Source organism: Serratia sp. A07, assembly GCF_058725505.1.
The window spans coordinates 1-732 of sequence record NZ_JBZXDO010000223.1 but is presented as its reverse complement, the minus strand read 5'-3'; the positions used below and the strand labels follow the sequence as shown (position 1 = coordinate 732).

General features: G+C 62.4%; 2 protein-coding genes and 1 pseudogene. All 3 read right to left on the bottom strand.

What is annotated here, in order from left to right:
* Positions 1-258, bottom strand: a pseudogene (locus AC4PR2_RS29405) (hypothetical protein); the annotation flags it as partial.
* Between the two features lie 29 nt (positions 259-287).
* Positions 288-413 carry a hypothetical protein gene (locus AC4PR2_RS29400; RefSeq protein WP_492176113.1) on the bottom strand — a complete coding sequence of 42 codons (126 nt, stop codon included), beginning with the start codon at positions 411-413 and terminating at the stop codon, positions 288-290.
* Positions 414-445: 32 nt separating this feature from the next.
* A partial coding sequence (locus AC4PR2_RS29395; protein ID WP_492176112.1) for a DUF1380 family protein occupies positions 446-732 on the bottom strand: 287 nt, incomplete at its 5' end.

Here is a 732-nt window from a genome sequence, read left to right as displayed (position 1 = left end):
GCGGCCTTGAAGCCCGGCACCGCCGGGCGGTGAGCCTGGCGCGGCGCGGCAATCTTGCCGCTGCAAGCGTGCCCTTGCGTCAGGATGGAAACCCGCTGCCCGAAGGGCCGGGCAGAGACGGCGAAGCCGGCTCTGTGCGAAGCATGACAGCCGACCGGACGCCCAGACCACCACGCAGCTGAACACCACCAGGAAAGGGAAAAAGAACAGGAAGAAGAGGAGGAAGAGATAAAACAGTAACAACAGCAGTATCAGCATAAGGAGGAACAGAAATAGACAAACCACCGTTAATCAGCGATGTCGGCCCCGAACGGCAGCGACAGCGGGCGGCGCAGCCGCACGCCCTCTCCTGCCGGCCGCCGCAGGCGGCGGGAAGGTGTTTTACGCGCGGCCAAACTTCCCCTCCAGCTCATGCAGGCCGCCCCATTAGCGGCCTGAAAGCGGTTTAACGCCTCAACGCCGTGCGCACTTTCTCAATGGCGGCCATATCGTCGATAAATTCGCCGTCCTTGCTGAGCGGGTCATCGGCATCTATCGCCAGTGCCGCAAGTGACACCACGGTTTCCAGCGCCTGCGCGTCAACGCTCACGCACGGCGTGGCGTCGCGGGCCTCCTGGATGGACACCATCATCGCCTCGATATCACTCTGGCCGACACCGCTGCGTTGATAGTCATCAATCGCCATGCAGCCAATGGACTCGAGGATGGCCAGCACATCCAGATTGGTGGGGT